General features: G+C 39.9%; 15 protein-coding genes and 1 tRNA gene. 14 read left to right on the top strand and 2 right to left on the bottom strand.

Going from position 1 to position 16,393, the window contains the following annotated elements:
• The first annotated feature begins 251 nt into the window (after positions 1-251).
• The 5 genes from CRYPD_RS01160 to CRYPD_RS01140 are packed head-to-tail and all read left to right on the top strand — an operon-like array spanning position 252 to position 4,833.
• Positions 252-1,022, top strand: coding sequence for a TatD family hydrolase (locus tag CRYPD_RS01160; protein WP_138145736.1), 771 nt, complete (start codon positions 252-254; stop codon positions 1,020-1,022).
• The gene (locus CRYPD_RS01155; protein WP_138145735.1) at positions 1,019-1,924 is read left to right on the top strand and encodes an RluA family pseudouridine synthase; all 906 of its coding nucleotides are present in this window, start codon (positions 1,019-1,021) and stop codon (positions 1,922-1,924) included. The genes CRYPD_RS01160 and CRYPD_RS01155 overlap by 4 nt, the downstream gene beginning before the upstream one ends.
• Positions 1,921-2,763 carry a 4-hydroxybenzoate octaprenyltransferase gene (gene ubiA, locus CRYPD_RS01150; protein WP_138145734.1) on the top strand — a complete coding sequence of 281 codons (843 nt, stop codon included), beginning with the start codon at positions 1,921-1,923 and terminating at the stop codon, positions 2,761-2,763. Before CRYPD_RS01155 ends, ubiA begins: the two co-directional genes overlap by 4 nt.
• A 48-nt stretch (positions 2,764-2,811) precedes the next feature.
• Positions 2,812-4,044: a metallophosphoesterase gene (locus tag CRYPD_RS01145; protein WP_171004266.1), complete on the top strand. Its 1,233-nt coding sequence runs from the start codon at positions 2,812-2,814 to the stop codon at positions 4,042-4,044.
• A 15-nt stretch (positions 4,045-4,059) separates the two neighbouring features.
• Positions 4,060-4,833, top strand: coding sequence for a lipase family protein (locus tag CRYPD_RS01140; protein WP_138145732.1), 774 nt, complete (start codon positions 4,060-4,062; stop codon positions 4,831-4,833).
• Between the two features lie 40 nt (positions 4,834-4,873).
• Here the strand turns inward: CRYPD_RS01140 and dapD are convergent, their stop codons facing one another.
• Positions 4,874-5,689 carry a 2,3,4,5-tetrahydropyridine-2,6-dicarboxylate N-succinyltransferase gene (gene dapD, locus CRYPD_RS01135; protein ID WP_138145731.1) on the bottom strand — a complete coding sequence of 272 codons (816 nt, stop codon included), beginning with the start codon at positions 5,687-5,689 and terminating at the stop codon, positions 4,874-4,876.
• An 83-nt stretch (positions 5,690-5,772) separates the two neighbouring features.
• Entirely contained in the window at positions 5,773-6,495 is a 723-nt protein-coding gene (locus tag CRYPD_RS01130) for an ATP-binding cassette domain-containing protein (protein ID WP_138145730.1), read from the bottom strand.
• 44 nt (positions 6,496-6,539) lie between these two features.
• On the opposite strand from CRYPD_RS01130, the gene polA reads away from it, so the two are divergent.
• From polA to CRYPD_RS01090, 9 genes are all read left to right on the top strand, one after another.
• Positions 6,540-9,281 (top strand): DNA polymerase I, encoded by a 2,742-nt coding sequence (gene polA / locus CRYPD_RS01125; RefSeq protein WP_138145729.1) that lies wholly within the window; start codon positions 6,540-6,542, stop codon positions 9,279-9,281.
• 363 nt (positions 9,282-9,644) lie between these two features.
• Positions 9,645-9,785, top strand: coding sequence for a hypothetical protein (locus CRYPD_RS07815; protein WP_171004265.1), 141 nt, complete (start codon positions 9,645-9,647; stop codon positions 9,783-9,785).
• A 228-nt stretch (positions 9,786-10,013) separates the two neighbouring features.
• Positions 10,014-10,090 (top strand) — tRNA-Met (locus tag CRYPD_RS01120).
• A gap of 108 nt (positions 10,091-10,198) precedes the next feature.
• Positions 10,199-10,660: a ribosome maturation factor RimP gene (rimP, locus tag CRYPD_RS01115; protein WP_138145739.1), complete on the top strand. Its 462-nt coding sequence runs from the start codon at positions 10,199-10,201 to the stop codon at positions 10,658-10,660.
• A gap of 9 nt (positions 10,661-10,669) precedes the next feature.
• Positions 10,670-12,145 (top strand): transcription termination factor NusA, encoded by a 1,476-nt coding sequence (gene nusA / locus CRYPD_RS01110; RefSeq protein ID WP_138145728.1) that lies wholly within the window; start codon positions 10,670-10,672, stop codon positions 12,143-12,145.
• A 45-nt stretch (positions 12,146-12,190) separates the two neighbouring features.
• Positions 12,191-14,512 carry a translation initiation factor IF-2 gene (gene infB / locus CRYPD_RS01105; protein WP_138145727.1) on the top strand — a complete coding sequence of 774 codons (2,322 nt, stop codon included), beginning with the start codon at positions 12,191-12,193 and terminating at the stop codon, positions 14,510-14,512.
• Positions 14,481-14,855, top strand: a complete 375-nt coding sequence (gene rbfA / locus CRYPD_RS01100) for a 30S ribosome-binding factor RbfA (RefSeq protein WP_244610225.1) — start codon at positions 14,481-14,483, stop codon at positions 14,853-14,855. Before infB ends, rbfA begins: the two co-directional genes overlap by 32 nt.
• 9 nt (positions 14,856-14,864) lie before the next feature.
• The gene (gene truB, locus CRYPD_RS01095; protein WP_138145726.1) at positions 14,865-15,770 is read left to right on the top strand and encodes a tRNA pseudouridine(55) synthase TruB; all 906 of its coding nucleotides are present in this window, start codon (positions 14,865-14,867) and stop codon (positions 15,768-15,770) included.
• Complete coding sequence (locus CRYPD_RS01090) at positions 15,767-16,393, top strand: hypothetical protein (protein WP_138145725.1); 627 nt, start codon at positions 15,767-15,769, stop codon at positions 16,391-16,393. Before truB ends, CRYPD_RS01090 begins: the two co-directional genes overlap by 4 nt.

The raw sequence follows: 16,393 nt of genomic DNA, 5'->3' as shown, positions 1-16,393 counted from the left end.
GCTACTTATAGAGACTTGAATGAGAAAAAAGAAGATATTTTCACGCACCTAGAAGATGTTATTGCAAACATTGAAGAGTTTATAGAAGAAAAGAAGTATAAAAAAACTCATTGTTGAGCTGAATTACCACAGAATAATAAACTGTACAAATTTAGTGCTCATGTTTTTATCGGATGCTGATCAAAATATGAGCTTTATATTTATATAATTTATTATTAAAGATTATATTGCTGTAATTAGGGAATTTTAGAATGAAAATTATTGACTCACATTGTCATTTAGATAGGGTAGATTTGACGGCTTTTGGCGGTAGTATGGAGAGTTTGTTGGCACATGCTAAGACGCTGTCGGTGGAAGAGTTTTTGTGTGTTTGTATTGATTTGGAGCATTTTGAGGGGGTGGTTTCTTTGGCGAGAAAATATCCACAAATTTATGCCTCAGTTGGGGTGCATCCTTGTGAGTTGGAGGGGCGGGATCCGAGTGTGGAGGAGTTATTGAGGTTGGCGGATGAGGAGGATATTATTGCTATTGGGGAGACGGGGTTAGATTATTTTCATGTGGAAAAGGCGGGGGCTGATTGGCAACGAGAGCGATTTAGGCGGCATATTCAGGCATCAAATCAATCGGGTAAGCCGATGATTATTCATACTCGGAATGCTCGGGCGGACACTATAGCGATTATGCGGGAAGAGCGGGCGGAAAAAGGGGTGATGCATTGTTTTTCTGAGGATTGGGAGACGGCTAAGGCGGCGTTGGATTTGGGTTTTTATATTTCATTTTCGGGCATTATTACTTTTAAGAGTGCGGGGGATTTGCGTGAGGTGGCTAAAAAAGTGCCGTTGGATAGGATTTTGGTGGAGACGGATGCACCTTATTTAACGCCTGTGCCATATCGGGGTAAGGCAAATTCACCTGCTTATACTTATTATACGGCTGAAAAATTGGCTGAAATTCGGGGGGAAAGTATGGAGACAATAGCGGCTTCGACTACGAATAATTTTAAAACTTTGTTTGCATTATGAGTGTTATTTTTCAGACAATTGATGAGTTTGCAGTAGGGCAACGACTGGATAATTACTTATTGAAGCATCTAAAAGGGGTGCCAAAATCGCATATTTATCGGGTGATTCGCAAAGGAGAAGTGCGGGTTAACAAAGGCAGGAAAAAGGCGGATTACAAATTACAAATTGAGGATGTGGTGCGTATTCCGCCTATTCGGGTCGCTGAGCCAAGGTCTGGCAAAACTTCTGATAGTCTTAAAAAATTGTTGACTGAGAGTATTTTGTATGAGGATAAAGGACTGTTGGTGATTAACAAACCGAGTGGTTTGGCGGTGCATGGGGGCAGTGGGATTGAAGTGGGGGTGATTGAGGCACTTAGAGAGATGTTTAACACGCCAGTGGAATTGGTGCATCGTATTGATAGAGCGACTTCGGGGGTGTTGTTGATAGCGAAAAAACGCAGTGTGTTGAAAGATTTGCATACGCAATTGGTGCAACATCAAATGGAAAAACGCTATACGGCTTTGGTTAAAGGCACATGGTCAAAAAAACGCCATACGATTGATGCACCTTTGTATCAAAATTCTCGTTGCACGGTGGTGGATGTCAAAGGCAAAGAGGCGTTGAGTCATTTTCAACCGTTGAAGAATTTTGACAGCATTGATGCGGCTTTGGTTGAGGTGTTAATTGAGACTGGGCGAATGCATCAAATCCGTGTGCATGCACAATATGTAGGGCATCCGCTGGCAGGAGATGATAAATATGGCAACAGAGAATTTGACCGTAAATTACATGCTCAAGGGCTGAAGCGTTTGTTTTTACATGCACATCAATTGACTTTTACCAACCCAAGTACTGAGGAAATTCAAACTGTTAAAGCACCATTGTCAGTTGAATTGCAGGCATTTTTGGCAACCTTATGAATGCTTATTTTCGCCTAATGCGTTTGGACAAGCCTGTAGGCATTTATCTTTTGCTTTACCCTACTCTATGGGCGTTGTTGTTGGCGGCAGAGGGTGTGCCTGATTTAAAATTATTCTTGATTTTTACCTTGGGTGTGATTTTAATGCGTTCAGCAGGTTGTGTGATTAACGATTATGCCGATAGAAAAATCGATAAATTGATTGAACGCACAAGCGACCGCCCTATTACTACGGGTGAAATCCAACCTAAGTCGGCGTTGATTTTATTTTCTATATTAATGGCGATTGCCTTTGGTTTGGTGTTGATGACTAATGCTTTGACCGTTCAATTGGCGTTAATTGCAGGTTTTTTGGCGATACTTTACCCATTTACCAAACGCTGGACGCATTTGCCACAATTGGTGCTTGGTTGTGCATTTGCGATGAGTGTGCCGATGGTATTTGCTGCAACGAATGGCAGTGTGCCGAATGATGCATGGTGGATTTTTCTAGCAACTGTTGTATGGACGGTCGTTTATGATACTATGTATGCAATGGCAGATAGGGAAGAAGATTTAAAGATTGGGGTTAAATCTAGCGCTATTTTATTTGCCAAGTTTGACCGTTTAATTATTGCCATATTGCAATTGACGCTGATGGTTATTTTGCTTGTAATTGGATCGGTCTTTGCGTTAAAATCAGAATATTTTTTTATGCTTGTTATTGTGTTTGGGCTTATGTCTTACCATCAGTTTTTAATTAAAAAGCGTGAAAAAAACGCCTGTTTTAAGGCATTTTTACACAATCAATATATCGGTATAAGCGTGTTACTTGGTGTTATTTTTGGTGTGAGTTATTAAATGAAGCCTTTGTTATGGATACAAATATTTCTAATCAAGAGGTTTTTTATGAAGTTTTTTAAGTGCGTCATGATAGTTTTGTTGGGGTCATTGTCATTTATGACTTATGCGCAATCCCCTTATCAATGGGTTCAAATGGTCGCCAATAACCAGCTCAGCGTTAGAGCCATTTTATTAAAAGATGAGCTGTGTCCAAAGGTGAGTGTTAATAATATCCCCACTGCTATGCAATTAAGAGCACCCAAGGTGGCAAATTTTCCAGCGGTATGTGAACTGTTAGTCAGTCGTGATACTCAATCAATCAAAATTCAACAGCGGGTGTTGCCTACTTTACCCCGTGAAGTCAATCGTATTGCTATCTTAGGTGATACAGGATGTCGTATTAATAAGGTCAGCGCTCAAGCATGTAACGATGCTGAGGCTTGGCCATTTCGTGAGTTAAGCGAGAGTATTACCTCTAAAACCCCCGATATAATTTTGCATGTAGGTGATTATTTTTACCGAGAATCCCCTTGTCCTGAGGGTAATAAGGGCTGTCAAGGTTCGCCAAGTGGATACAATTGGGATACTTGGAATGCGGATTGGTTTACGCCTGCCAGTTCATTATTTCAATCGTCAGTGATTGCTTTTTCTCGGGGTAACCACGAAGGTTGTAGTAGAGCAGAAAATGGCTGGTTTCGTTTTTTATCGCCATGGGCGTATCAAAAGACGGGGCAAGCTTGCACCGAGATGGAAAAACCCTATCTGTTTAAGTTGAAAAATGTTAATTACATTATGTTTGACAGTAGTTATGGTCAGGATGATCACACTTCCGATGCCCAATTAGCGCTTTATAAAAAGGCAATAGAGCAGTTAAAAATCGATAAAGATTCGACCAATATATTTTTGACACATCGGCCTATGTGGACTTACAATAAAATTAAATCTAAATATTATTATGGAAATTTAACTCAACAAATAGCCTTTAAAGACTTACTGCCCACGCACACATTATTCATTGCTGGACACGCCCATTATTTACAGACACTAGATATGCGAACTGATTACGATCAGCTGATTATTGGCAATAGTGGCACAAAGTTATATAAAATTAGCAATAGTATGAAAAGAGCGGTTGATATTAACAAGCATATGGCTAATTTTGTTTACTCTCGGTCAGGTTTCGGTTACGGAATTTTGACAAATACAGGCAAGGCCTTTAGATTTTATAATCAAAAGGGAGGCAAGGTTGGTGAGTGTTTATGGTTGCTTGACAAGTCTTCTTCATTGAATTGCCAGTAATTTTGTTTAACTAATATGACTTTATTAGAAAAATTTAATATAAGTTTAGCCTTAGAGTTAGCTAATTTGAGTCTTGAGACATCTATTCAATACTCTGATTACAAAAAAGGGAAAAAATGGCTGGGACCTAAAGGGTATCAATTAGAAGCCACATTCCAAATAATGCATGAAGGCAAACTTTTTCCATTGGGCTTTATTGCCTCTAAGGGAGAAGATATTTATATTAGTTGGCGTGGCGTTGGTTCAATCGAAGAATGGATCGAAGTGGCACAATTTGAGCAAGAAGAATGCGCCTACCTTGCGGAAAAAAGCAAAGTTGAATCTGGGTTTTATCAGATATATACATCAACAGAAGAAAGTTGCTCCCCTCAAGATAAGATTTTGAACTTCCTTAAAGCAAGGCAAATAAAAGGTAATATATATGTAACTGGTCATAGTATGGGCGGTGCTCTTGCTGTTTTGAATGCGCTTGATATTGCTAAGAATACAAAATACAAAGAACCCATTCTTTACTCATTTGCAGGGCCTCGCACAGGTTCCCCTAATTATGCTTCAATATATGATAATGCCATTGCCCATTCTTGGCGCGTGGTTAACTCAAACGACAAAATTCCAGATTTACCCTTAAAAGACATCTTAGGATATCATTATCAGCATGTAAAACAAGAATTTGGCATAACTTTTGGCAATGAACATCTTTGTGATTGGAGAGAAGATCATTCATTACTTAACTACATCAAACAACTAAAAAAAATTAGTGAAGATCTTCGTGTAAATACAGAGAATTAATGAGCATTCATATTCATATAAAGGCTTCTCAGACGGGTAATTAAATGCCTCTTAGTAACGCATTAATGCCTACTTTGGAACGGGTTTTGGCATCAACTTGTTTAACAATTACTGCACAATAAAGTGAATAACTGCCGTCTTTTGAAGGCAAATTACCTGAAACAACAACCGAGCCTGCTGGCACACGACCGTAAGTAATTTCGCCTGTTTCACGATTAAAAATTTTGGTAGATTGTCCGATATAAACCCCCATTGAAATTACCGCTCCTTCTTCAACAATCACACCTTCAACAACTTCTGAGCGTGCACCGATAAAACAGTTATCTTCGATAATCGTTGGACTGGCTTGCAATGGCTCTAATACGCCACCGATACCAACACCACCAGACAAGTGAACATTTTTACCAATTTGTGCACATGATCCGACAGTTGCCCAAGTGTCTACCATGGTGCCTGAGTCCACATAAGCACCAATATTGACATAACTAGGCATTAGCACCGTGTCTTTGGCGATAAAGGAGCCTCGGCGTGCACTTGCTGGCGGGACAACACGAACCCCTGCTGCTGCAAATTCCTCTGTGGACATATCGGCAAATTTTGAAGGTACTTTGTCGTAGTATTGAGTGAAACCGCCTTGCATAGGTCTATTGTCTTCTAATCTAAAAGACAGTAGCACCGCTTTTTTTAGCCATTCATTAACTTTCCAATCACCCACCCCTTGTTGTTCGGCTACTCGTGCTTGACCTGAATCAAGTAGATGGATAGCCTCTGCAACAGCTTGTTTGATTTTTGGGCTGGCAGTTTGTGGGTTAAGATTGTTTCTGTCTTCAAAAGCCGTTTCGATAATATCTTTCATAGTAAATCCATGAGTCAAAAAAACAGATATTATATCAGACCCTAAATTCTGAATTAGATTACACTGGAATTGTCGGTTACAATTTAGTGTTTGTGCTTATGATTATGGTGATGTTCGTAGGTTGCCATTAATTCGTCCATTTGGTTGGCAAACAGATGATTGAACTGACTGTCTTTAATAATAGCCTCAGGCTGACCCATACAGCAAATGTGGTGATATAAACACAGCACTTGAGTTGATTCTTTCATCACTCGATGCAGATCGTGAGAGACCATCAGTACCGCACAGCCTTGTTGTTGGTGAATGTCTTGAATGAGTTGGTAGAGTTGCATTTGTCCATCAACATCAAGATTTTGTGCGGGCTCATCTAGGATAAGGACATTGGGCTTTGCCAGCAATGCACGAGCTAGTAATACACGCTGCATTTCGCCACCAGATAAACTGTTTAAAGGTAAATGTAGTCGTGTTTCAATGCCTGTGAGTGTGGCAGTGTCTATTAAAAATTGGGTGTCAATTTTTTGGTTGAGTTTTAAGAAATCAGCCACTGAGATAGGAATGAACTCATTGGCAATGAATTTTTGCGGCGTGTAGCCCAGTCTAATGTTTTTAGATTTCTTAATTTTGCCATTATCAGGTGCAATAAGCCCAAGCAGGATTTTAATTAATGAGCTTTTTCCAGCACCATTCGGGCCAATTAAGGTAATAAATTCACCCGCTTTTAACTCAAAACTAACCTCATCGAGTACCTTTTTTCCGTGGTGGCTAAGGTTAATATGATTAGCGCTAATAAGTGTTTTCGGTGTCATCGTCATACACCTATTTTAAACAATTTAAGTGTAAAATTCGCCTTATGTCAAAGCAACTTATTTTATTAGACGGATCTGCCTTTTTATTTCGGGCTTATTTTTCCACCCTTTCGCAAAACTTAACCAACAATGCTGGCTTTCCAACAGGGGCAATTTTTGGCGTGATAAACGCCATTAAGCGCCTACAACACCAGTACCCAGAGGCGAAGATGATTGCCATTTTTGATGCCAAAGGCAAGAACCATCGACACAAGATTTACCCTGAATACAAAGCACATCGTAAGCCAGCTGACGAAGAGTTGGTGATGCAAATTGAGCCACTGTATGGCATTATTCGTGCCATGGGTTTTCATTTTATTTGTGTTGATGGGGTTGAGGCGGATGATGTGATTGCTACGCTAGCAAATTTAGCAAAAGTCCATCGATTTGACACGATTATTGCCAGTGGCGATAAGGATTTAATGCAGCTGGTGAATGGACACATACAGCAGTTAGATATGAAAGGTAACCTGTTAGATTACCAAGGCGTGGTTGATAAAATAGGCGTTAAGCCTGAACAAATCTTAGACCTTTTGGCGCTGACTGGCGATAGTGCTGACAACATTCCTGGTGTGCCAAGCGTTGGACCTAAAACGGCTATTAAATGGCTGGATCAGTTTGGCTCTATTGATGGTATTAAAACCAATGCAGAGCAAATCGGCGGCAAAGTGGGTGAGAAACTGCGTGATAACTTTGATTTATTGGATTTATCTTATCGCCTAGTGCAGCTCAAATTTGATGTGCAATTGCCTTGCGATATTTTGGACGATGAGCCAGGTGCTGATAACGCAGAACTTTCCCGCCTTTATCAAAAATATGGCTTTAAAGTGTGGCTCAAACAGTTGGGTATCGAACAACCTGTAACACAAGTGGCAGAGGCAACAACTGCGCCAATAACCGAAATAGCACAAGCTGAAAAACCTCAGTCTGATTGGCTCGTAGACTATACCCAAAGCGTTATTTTCACACAGGTGGATTTTGAATATTTGGTTAAGCGCTTAAAGGCGTGTAAGAATTTTGTATTCGATTTAGAAACCACTTCGCTGAACTATATGAATGCACAAATTGTCGGCTGGGTGTTTTTGTTGGACAAAGACAGTTTTTATATCCCTGTTGCACACGATTATTTAGATACCCCTACGCAGTTAAATTTTGATGAAGTGTGTTCAAAACTGCACCCAATTTTAGAGAATCCAAACATCGGAAAAATCGGGCAAAATCTTAAATACGACAGTCATATTTTGAAAAATTATGACATTACCCTCAACGGTATCGTTGATGACACTATGCTTAAATCCTATTGTCTAAATTCCGTTGCTACACGGCACAATATGGATGATTTGAGTGTGTATTATTTGAACCATCAAACCATTCATTTTGCTGATGTGGCAGGCAAGGGCAAGAAGCAACTCACTTTTAATCAGGTTGATATAGACATTGCCGCTCCGTATGCCTGTGAAGATGTGATTGTAACGCATAAACTTAATGAAGTATTGGCGTATGAGTTGGTGAAATATCCAGATTTATACAAACTTTATTTGCGAGTAGAATTGCCACTGATTCCCGTATTAGTAAAGATGGAGCGTAACGGCGTAGAACTAGATGCCAATGCGTTAAGTAAACAGCAGATCAGTGTTGCCACACAAATGAAAACCATCCAAGCACAGGCATTTGAATTGGCAGGTGATGTGTTTAATTTAGAGTCACCCAAACAAATTCAACAAATCTTATTCTCAGAAGAAGGTTTGGGGCTGGAGCCGAAAAAGAAAACCCCCAAAGGCGCACCCTCAACCAACGAAGAGGCTCTAAAACTTTTAGACCACCCACTGGTGGATTTGATTTTGAGTTATCGCACCCTAACTAAGTTGAATTCTACTTATCTTGAAACACTGCCTAAGCAGGTTGATTTAAATACTAAGCGTTTACATACTTCTTATCATCAAGCGGTTACTGCAACAGGGCGCTTGTCTTCTAGCAATCCAAACTTACAAAATATCCCTATTCGTTCAGAGCAAGGCGCACGCATTCGTGACGCTTTTATTGCCAGCGAGGGCAATGTCATTATTGCAGCAGATTATTCGCAGATTGAGCTTAGAATTATGGCGCATATTTCCCAAGATGCGAATTTGCTAGATGCGTTTAATAACGATATGGATGTGCATAGCGCAACTGCATCCACTATGTTTAATATCCCGATGGAGCAAGTTACCAGCGACCATCGCCGTAAAGCCAAAGCCATTAATTTTGGCTTAATTTACGGCATGAGTGCTTTTGGTTTGGCCAAACAAATTGATGTTTCACGCACTGAAGCCAAGCAATATATTGATGATTATTTTGAAAATTATCCCGATGTATTGAACTATATGAACAGCACCAAGGAATCGGCTAAAGCACAAGGTTTTGTTGAGACTGTGATAGGCAGGCGTCTGTATTTGCCACAAATTAATGCCAAAAACAAAATGCTTCAACAACACGCTTTGCGCACCGCTATTAATGCCCCAATGCAAGGCTCGTCCGCTGATATTATTAAAAAAGCCATGCTCGATATTTACGCATGGATTGGGCAAAACAACTCAGATATTAAGATGATTATGCAAGTGCATGATGAATTGGTCTTTGAAGTGAAGGCATCAAAAGCCGATGAACTTGCTAGCAAAATCAAAGACTTAATGGGGGGCGCTTATCAACTGGATATACCTCTTAAAGTGGATGTTGGTATTGGCAACTCTTGGCAGCAAGCGCATTAGCGCCTATTCTTTTCAAAAGTTATATTGAGACCTTTGCATAATTCATAATTTCCCACCCTAATTTCAACCCTCACAATTTTTCAAAAGATATCTTAAAATTTTTCCATATTTTTCTATAAAAATCTAAAAAATACCTTGAGACCATTGCATTAACCCAGTGTGACTTAGAGAATATAAAAAAAATAGTGCATTTTTATCCAAAAATGAGGAGAATAGCCAGTTATTTTCCATTCTACAAGGATTGCTGTATAGTTTTTGGGTAAAAAGGTGCTATTTTATGCGTTTCATAAGTTGTAATAGATTAATGCAGTGGTCTCCAATGAGTCATTGGAATAAAGGCAATCAGCAAAAGAAGGTTTGTCGTTGAGCTTACCTTTAGTACGCTCAAACGCACTTGGCTTGGCAAGGGTTCGTTATATCAACTTAGAGAAGGTTAATCTTAAAGCCATTGCTTATAATTTAACCAGAGCAGCCAATGTTTACAAAGATTTGATAACGCCTTAGGGATTATTGTGTCTTTTTTAACAAAAAGACCCAAAATCAACATAAAAAAGCAAGAAAATAGACCTATTTTTGGATAAAAGTTGGATTTTTATAGATTTTTTTAATTTTAGAGTTTGTTTTTAGGGGATATGCAGGGGTCTTTTAAAGTGATTTTTCGGCAAAATCATTAAATTACTTATATTTTTACTAGACAATTGCGATATAAAAGTGTAACATTGTGATCTTTAGTGCGGGGTGGAGCAGTTCGGTAGCTCGTCGGGCTCATAACCCGAAGGTCATAGGTTCAAATCCTGTCCCCGCTACCAAAAGATTACGACCCCCTTTTTAGGGGGTTTTTAATGGGATGTCTTTTATTAGTTATAATAAGAAGGCGACTTGTTGAGACTTATTTTTGTTTGATTAATATAAAAAACATGGCCAGAATCACGGATAAAATTGAAACATTAATTCGCTCAGTGATTGAAGATATGAGCTATGAGTTGGTAGGTGTTGAGTATATTGCCAGTGGTAAGCACAGTATTTTGAGGGTTTATATTGACTCAGATAACGGTATTGGGCTTGATGATTGTGAGCAGGTGTCGCATCAATGTAGTAGTATTTTTGATGTGGAAGACCCAATTGCTATGCAATATAATTTGGAAGTGTCATCGCCTGGCGTTGAGCGACCATTGTTCCATATTGGGCATTATCAGCGATTTTTAGGGCATGATATTAAGTTAAGACTGTTAAGGCCGTTGAACGGCCAGAGAAAATTTAATGGCGCTATTGGCAGTGTGAGTGAGGCGAACAATAGCATTGAATTGATGACGAATACTGGCAGTTATCAGTTGGATATTGAAATGATTGAAAAAGCAAATTTAGTTGCGCATTTTTAGGAGAAGAAAGTGGAAGGTAAAGATTTATTTTTGATGGTTGAGGCAATTTCTAATGAAAAGAATATTTCAAAAGAAAGTGTTTTTGAGTCTTTAGAAGAGGCGTTAGCAGTTGCAACTAAAAAACAAAACAACATTGATGCAAATGTCCAAATTGACAGAAAAACTGGCAAGTTTTCTACTTTTAGACAGTGGATGGTAATTGCAGATGGTGAAAATTTTGTGGACGACGATGGCACTGAATTTGATGCAGAATTACACATTCACGCAAAAGATGCAAACGGCGTAGCGGTGGATGATTTTGTCTGTAAGCCAATACCAACTGAAGAGTTTGGTCGCATTGCTGCACAAATTGTAAAACAAGTTATTATCCAAAAAGTTCGTGAGATAGAAAGAGAAGTGATTGTTGAAGATTACACTCAGCGTGTGGGCGAAGTCATTATGGCAACCGTTAAGCGAGTTGATAGGGGTAATGTTTATGTCGATATGGGCGGTGTGGACGGCATGATTCCTAAATTTGATTTAATTCCGAATGAATCCATTCGCAAGAATGACCGCCTAAGAGCCTATATCAAAGAAGTGAAATCAAGCCCACGAGGCGCACAAATATTTTTAAGCCGTACTGCGCCTGAAATGATGATTGAGTTGTTTGAGATGGAGGTGCCAGAGATTTCTGAAGGCGTGATTGAGATTATGGGCGCTAGTCGTGACCCTGGTTTGCGTGCAAAATTAGCGGTTAAAGCAAAAGACAAACGCCTAGATCCGATTGGATCCTGTATCGGTATGCGTGGTGCACGCGTGCAGGCAGTGTCAAATGAGCTGAATGGCGAACGCGTGGATATTATTTTGTGGGATGAAGACCCTGTACAATTCGTCATTAATGCTATGGCACCAGCAGAAGTTAGTTCAATTGTGATTGATGAAGATAAAAACTCAATGGATATTGCAGTTGAAGACGACCAGTTGGCATTAGCGATTGGCCGTGGCGGACAAAATATTAAATTGGCTTCTCGCTTAACGCATTGGAAGCTAAATGTCATGTCAGTCAGCGAGTCTGACAACAAACAGGCACAGGAAAATCAAAAGATTAGTGACAAGTTGGCTGAACAACTGGGCGTTGATTCTGAAGTGGCAGCTGTTCTTGTTGACGAAGGCTTTGGTAACATTGACGATGTTGCTGATGCGGACGCTACAAGTTTGGAGACGATTGAAGAGTTTGATGCTTCAATGGTGGAAGAGATGCAGGCGCGTGCTTCTGATGCACAATTAGTGCAGGCTTTTGGTGATGCAGATTCTTTTGAAGTATTAACAGGAGTTGAAGGGGTTGATGAAGATTTAGCACGAGCCCTGATTAAAGCCGATATTGTAACAGTGGACAATTTGGCAGAATTATCTATTGATGAATTATTAGACATCCGTAACCTAGATAAAGAATTGGCATCAACTGTGATTATGACGGCAAGGGAGAATGAGGGGTGGTTTAAGTAATTTTTAAACGCTAATTCTTGATAAAATTTAACAAAGGCAAACGCTATGGCACATACAGTTCAATCACTTTCTAAATTACTGAAAAAGTCGGCAGACGAAATCGTTGTAAGTTTAGCGGATGCTGGTATTGAAGGCAAGAGGGTCGATTCCGAGGTCTCAACAAGTGAACTCAAAATTTTAATGGGCAGTAAAAAGCGCTCTACCAAAGCGCCTATAGCAGCTGTTAGTGAGTCTGATACAGAAGCAGCAGTACAGGCAAAAGTAGCATTAGAGGCTGGGTATAAAGCAGATGAGAAGTTGCTGGCACAGGATGCCAAGCGTCAAGAAATGACACGCTTGCAAAAAGAACAAGCGGAGGCCTTAAAACAACAACAAAAATTAGCAAGTCAAGTGACAGAAGACGCTAAAAAAACGGTTGATGCAAGCAAAGATGACAAATCGAAAGAAGCCAAAAAACCAAAACGCTTGCGTAATGCAGGTTCAAATACAGAACGCAAACAGCTACATGTTGCACATAAAAGTAAACGCAAGTTAAAGAAAAAAGACAGAACTCGTCTAAGTCAAAAAATTCAAACAGAACAAGCGCAACACGGCTTCCAAAAGCCTGTTGAGAAAGTAGTACACGAAGTGGCTGTGCCTGAAAATATTAAGGTAAGTGACTTAGCACAAAAAATGACCACCAAAGCTGGTGAGGTGTTAAAAGTGTTGATGGGTATGGGTGTTATGGCGACACTCAATGATGTTATTGATCAAGATACTGCACTTTTAGTGGTAGAAGAAATGGGACATACAGGGGTTGCCAGCAAAGAAGAAACCATTGAAGACAAGCTGGTCGAAAAATCAAAAGCAACAGGCGATGAAAGCCCTAGGTCGCCAGTAGTAACGATTATGGGTCATGTTGACCATGGCAAAACATCGTTATTGGATTGTATTCGTAAGGCCAAAGTTGCCGATAGTGAAGCAGGTGGCATTACGCAACATATTGGCGCTTACCAAGTGAGTGCCAAAAGCGGTGTCATTACCTTTATTGACACACCAGGACATGCGGCGTTTTCAAAAATGCGCTCTAGAGGTGCTAGCACAACCGATATTATTGTTTTAGTAGTGGCTGCTGATGACGGTGTAATGCCACAAACAATTGAGTCAATTAAACACGCAAAAACCGCAGAAGTGCCGATTATTGTAGCCATTAACAAAATTGATAAAGAAGGCACCAATCTTGATAAGGTTAAGCAAGAACTTTCTTCGCATGATGTTATCTCAGAAGAATGGGGCGGCGATGTGATAATGATAGGCGTATCAGCACACACAGGTGAAGGCATTGATGCACTATTAGATGCCATTACACTTACGGCTGAAATTGCGGAATTTTCAGCTGTTGTTAAAGGTCCAGCACACGGCACAGTGCTAGAAGCTCGACTTGAAAAAGGCCGCGGTAAAGTAACCACTATTCTAGTGCAATCAGGCACTTTAAAGAAAGGCGATATTATGATTGCCGGATTAGAATACGGCAAGGTTAAACAAATTGTCGATGATCAAGGAAAAATTTTGAAAGAAGCAGGCCCATCTAGCCCTGTTGAAGTGCTTGGTTTGTCAGGTGTGCCAGATTCAGGCGACGAAGTATTGGTAGTGGAGTCTGAACGCAAAGCCCGTGAAGTGGCCGATTTTAGAAAGGCTCGTGACCGTGAGGCTGATTTGCAAAAACAACAAGCATCAAAAATGGAAAACTTCTTGCAAAAAATGGAAGAAGGCGATATTTCTACTGTGAATGTGTTGTTAAAATCCGATGTGCGAGGCTCTGCGCAAGCATTAGTTGAAGCTTTAGAGGAATTATCTACTGACGAAGTAAGAGTAAAAGTGGTGTCAAGTGGCGTGGGTGGCATCAATAACACCGATATTAATCTAGCATCTACTTCTGATGCATTAGTGCTTGGTTTTAATGTGCGTGCTGACGCCGTTGCACGCAAGACCGCAGATAACGAAGGCGTGCGTATTGAATATTACTCGATTATCTATAACTTAATTGACGATGTTAAAGCCATTATGAGCGGATTGCTTAGCCCTGAGTTGAGTGAAAATATTATCGGTACTGCCAATGTAAAAGAAGTATTTAGATCTCAAAAATTAGGCGATATTGCAGGCTGTATAGTGGAAGAAGGCGTGGTTAGAAAAGACAGTCCAATTCGCGTTCTGCGTGATAGCGTGGTGGTGTTTGAAGGCGAATTAGAATCACTTAGGCGTTTTAAAGATGATGTCAAAGAAGTGAAATCAGGTACCGAATGTGGTATCGGCGTTGCAGGTTACGATGTTGAGGCAGGTGACCAAATTGAAGTCTTTGAGCGCATTGAACGAGCGCGTACACTGTAAATCAATGGCAGAGCAGTCCTCTTATAGAGTTGAGAGAATTAATGAGCTGATTCGCAGGGAATTGGTGATGCTGTTAAAGCAAGAAACCAAAGACCCAAGATTGCAAGCAGTAAGTGTTACCGATGTCCTTGCCAGTCGTGATTTATCTAGTGCTAGGATTTTTTACACCATACCAGAAAAGCAAAAAACAGCTGTTGTGCCTTTGTTAAAAAAAGCCAGTGGTTTTTTCCGTTCTCGTTTGTCAAAAACGCTAGATTTACGCCACACACCAGAACTTAAATTTATTTACGATTCAGCCCCAAACACAGGCGCTAGAATTGACGATTTATTAGCCAAACTTTAAATTTGATTGATGTCAAGACGCAATGCAAAAGGCAGGGGTATTAATGGCATTGTTTTGCTTGATAAAGACACAGGGCTAAGTTCTAACGCTGCCTTACAAAAAGTCAAACGCTTATTTTTTGCTAAAAAAGCAGGACATACTGGCGCATTAGATCCTTTGGCAAGTGGTATATTGCCGATTTGCTTGGGTCAAGCTACGAAAGTTGCAGGGTTTCTGCTCAATGACAACAAACGCTATTTTGTGCGTGGGCAGTTGGGACAAACCACAAATACGCTAGATTGCGAAGGCGAAATTACTGCCACAAAAAACTTTGAACAACTCAGCAAAACGCAAGTAATGGAGGCTGCACTGAGTTTTCAAGGCAATATTGAACAAGTACCACCGATGTATTCAGCGCTCAAAAAGGATGGACAACCCCTATACAAACTTGCCAGACAAGGTATTGAAATTGAACGCAAAGCGCGTTCGGTCACCCTTCATAAACTTGATTTTTTAGGCTATGAAAACGGCGTAATCAGTTTAGAGGTGTCGTGTTCTAAAGGTACTTATATTCGTTCATTGATTGCTGATATTGGTGATAAACTGGGCTGTGGCGCACATGTCATTGAGCTTCGGCGCACAGGGTTTGCACATATTGATATCACTCAGGCTATTAAGTTTGCTGATTTAGAAGCATTAGCAGGCGATGATTTTGAACGACTAGATGCCAATATTTTTAAAAGTGAGGATTTGTTACCTAATGTTCATAATGTTGCCATTGATCAACAACAAGGTATTGATATTCGTTACGGCAGAAAAATTAAAGTTGAAAATCAAGCCGATAATTTGGTTAAAATGTTTGACGAAAACGCTGTTTTTCTGGGTATTGGACAAATAGAAAATGGCTATTTACAACCCAAACGATTATTTGTATGAAGAAAAAAGATGCCTTAGTTGGTTATTATTTTAACAACAATTTAATGCACTCTATCAAGGGCGATAAAAGCCTGCGTGAGAGTGTTTATAACCGTGAGCGAGCGTTTAACAGTGTGGATGAAAACCTAGAAAAACTCTCACAAGTTTGGCTATATTTGTTACTTGAGACGGGGGCTTATCGTTTGGGAATCGGGCTAAATAATGCCGAGGTGCGTGTGGCAAGTGTGTTTGACCCGTTTAATACTGAGGTGCATCTGGCAGATGATTTGTTAAACCCTGAGTATGTAGATTTTCACTTTAATAAAATCCCTTTAAAAGAAAAAAGTCAATTAATTAAACGCATTTATAAAATGCTTGAAAATGACGAGGTATTTGCCATGCTTTCCCAAAAATGGCAGCAATCTTTGCATCAGCGTAACCAAGGCATGCAAAAGCTGACCGATGCTGATGATCTGTGTTTTATTATGGAAAATCTTGCACAGTTGCGGCATCTTGAGGGTTATTATTTACGCTCAATTACCGTTAATTTGTTTAATTCGACCGTATCAATGTCGTTTAATTGCGATGGCACGCAGATTATGTCACATAAGAAATTTAGAGAATTTATAGAACAATATATATAG

The organism is Bathymodiolus heckerae thiotrophic gill symbiont, assembly GCF_900180345.1.
Classification (GTDB): Bacteria; Pseudomonadota; Gammaproteobacteria; order PS1; family Pseudothioglobaceae; genus Thiodubiliella.
Note: the sequence above shows the minus strand (reverse complement) of the source record. Positions and strands in the feature narration are given on the sequence as shown.

Excerpts from the sequence above, each read along its gene's own strand:
- CRYPD_RS01160 (WP_138145736.1), top strand. The coding sequence starts at position 252 with ATGAAAATTATTGACTCACATTGTCATTTAGATAGGGTAGATTTGACG.
- CRYPD_RS01155 (WP_138145735.1), top strand. The coding sequence starts at position 1,019 with ATGAGTGTTATTTTTCAGACAATTGATGAGTTTGCAGTAGGGCAACGA.
- ubiA (WP_138145734.1), top strand. The coding sequence starts at position 1,921 with ATGAATGCTTATTTTCGCCTAATGCGTTTGGACAAGCCTGTAGGCATT.
- CRYPD_RS01145 (WP_171004266.1), top strand. The coding sequence starts at position 2,812 with ATGAAGTTTTTTAAGTGCGTCATGATAGTTTTGTTGGGGTCATTGTCA.
- CRYPD_RS01140 (WP_138145732.1), top strand. The coding sequence starts at position 4,060 with ATGACTTTATTAGAAAAATTTAATATAAGTTTAGCCTTAGAGTTAGCT.
- dapD (WP_138145731.1), bottom strand. The coding sequence starts at position 5,689 with ATGAAAGATATTATCGAAACGGCTTTTGAAGACAGAAACAATCTTAAC.
- CRYPD_RS01130 (WP_138145730.1), bottom strand. The coding sequence starts at position 6,495 with ATGACACCGAAAACACTTATTAGCGCTAATCATATTAACCTTAGCCAC.
- polA (WP_138145729.1), top strand. The coding sequence starts at position 6,540 with ATGTCAAAGCAACTTATTTTATTAGACGGATCTGCCTTTTTATTTCGG.
- rimP (WP_138145739.1), top strand. The coding sequence starts at position 10,199 with ATGGCCAGAATCACGGATAAAATTGAAACATTAATTCGCTCAGTGATT.
- infB (WP_138145727.1), top strand. The coding sequence starts at position 12,191 with ATGGCACATACAGTTCAATCACTTTCTAAATTACTGAAAAAGTCGGCA.
- truB (WP_138145726.1), top strand. The coding sequence starts at position 14,865 with ATGTCAAGACGCAATGCAAAAGGCAGGGGTATTAATGGCATTGTTTTG.
- CRYPD_RS01090 (WP_138145725.1), top strand. The coding sequence starts at position 15,767 with ATGAAGAAAAAAGATGCCTTAGTTGGTTATTATTTTAACAACAATTTA.